Origin of the sequence: Alteromonas sp. KS69 (genome assembly GCF_003989595.1) — a bacterium.
Taxonomy (GTDB): Bacteria; Pseudomonadota; Gammaproteobacteria; order Enterobacterales; family Alteromonadaceae; genus Alteromonas; species Alteromonas naphthalenivorans.
In genome coordinates this window covers 1-1564 of record NZ_PYHU01000055.1, presented here as the reverse complement: position 1 = coordinate 1564, position 1564 = coordinate 1, and the positions used below count along the sequence as shown (strand labels likewise).

The window sequence follows — 1564 nt, the reverse complement described above, 5'->3', positions numbered from 1 at the left end:
GTTACTTCTGCACTCATAGTGCTCTCCTTTTTTCCTATTTTTAGAAGACTTGTTTTTTGACGGACAACAATTTTTCTGAAGAAACACCTGCATTAAGTTCTGTCATATTGACGTGCTCCAATAGATTCACACACCCAGTTAAGAGATAATTATCTCAACTGGAGTGTATATGAAAACCCGAAAAAGCTACTCGAAAGAATTCAAACTGGATGCGGTGAGTCTGGTTACAGAACAAAATTACAAGATTACTGAGGCTGCTCGCAGTCTTGGTATCAGTGCCAATATGTTAGGCCGCTGGCTTAAAGAGCAAGAATCAGAAGGGGCTCACGCATTTCGTGGCAATGGTAAGTTGACGCCCGAGCAGGAAGAAATTCGCCAACTGCGAGCAGAGAATAAGCGCCTGAAAATGGAGAAAGAGATCTTAAAAAAGGCAACGGTCTTCTTTGCCAAAGAAACCAAGTAAAATACGGTTTCATCACCCAACATAAGAAGACCTGGCCGATTAGCCTGATGTGCGAGATTCTTGGTGTCAGTCGCTGTAATTACTATAGTGCCGTGCGACGCAAGGAACACATTGAACCGGATCCGCAACATGATGAGTTAATTGAGTGGGTACAGAAAGTAGCAGATGCCAGTGACTTTACCTATGGCGTAAGACGTATGAAACGCGCGTTGAATTCGCTTGGTTATCCGGTTGGAAAACAGCGAACGAGAGCCTTGATGAAAGAAGCTGGAGTGAGCGTCAGACGACGTAGAAAATACAAAGTCACGACTAACAGCGACCATCAGCAACCTGTCTTCGATAACGTGCTGTCACGCGACTTTGATGCTCAAAAGCCAGACCAGGCGTATGTCTCTGACATTACCTACATCTGGACGCAAGAAGGCTGGCTGTATCTGGCCGTAGTGATTGACTTATTCTCACGAAAAATCGTGGGCTGGAGTATGGCATCGCGGATGAATGCCCAGCTTGTGTGTGATGCCTTAACGATGGCTTTGTGGCAACGTAAACCTAAAGTGGGCCTGATACATCATTCGGATCGCGGCTCTCAATACGCAAGCCGACAATTTAGACAGTTACTGACGCAATACAAGGTAACAGGTAGCATGAGCAGGAAAGGTGATTGTTGGGACAATGCCGTCGTAGAAAGCTTCTTCGGCACATTGAAACAAGAGCGAGTGCAGTGGCGTCACTACCAGAGTCGCCGTGCTGCCCAGCAGGATATTCTGCAATACATCACTATGTTTTATAACAGTCAGCGAATGCACTCATATCTGGATTACAAGAGTCCAAATCAATATGAGGCTGACATGGCTAACTTACAAAAAGCGGCTTAACTGGGTTGTGTGATTTTGGTTGACCACGTCATCTACAACTTGTTGTCCATTGAACGGTATACAATGTGACTTTATAGATTTTGCGTTGTCTCTGAACGCTTGTACAAACGCTGATGAAACACCAGGTAATAAAATGCCGAAGTCGATTCTTGTCACTTTGGCCTTACTGAACAATTGCATATACCGGTATTCACCACCAATCCGTTTTTGAACATGAATTATCGCT

Annotated in this window: 2 protein-coding genes; one reads left to right on the top strand and one right to left on the bottom strand. The window is 44.7% G+C overall.

The window, feature by feature from the left end; translation table 11 throughout:
- Window positions 1–169: 169 nt before the first annotated feature.
- A protein-coding gene (locus tag C7Y69_RS20855; protein WP_085929700.1) for an IS3-like element ISAma1 family transposase occupies window positions 170–1338 on the top strand; the annotation gives its coding sequence in 2 pieces (ribosomal slippage) (window positions 170–419 and window positions 419–1338; 1170 coding nt in all).
- Here the strand turns inward: C7Y69_RS20855 and C7Y69_RS21665 are convergent.
- Window positions 1321–1564: hypothetical protein (locus C7Y69_RS21665; protein WP_185864212.1), on the bottom strand; the 244-nt coding region annotated here is incomplete at its 5' end. The genes C7Y69_RS20855 and C7Y69_RS21665 overlap by 18 nt on opposite strands.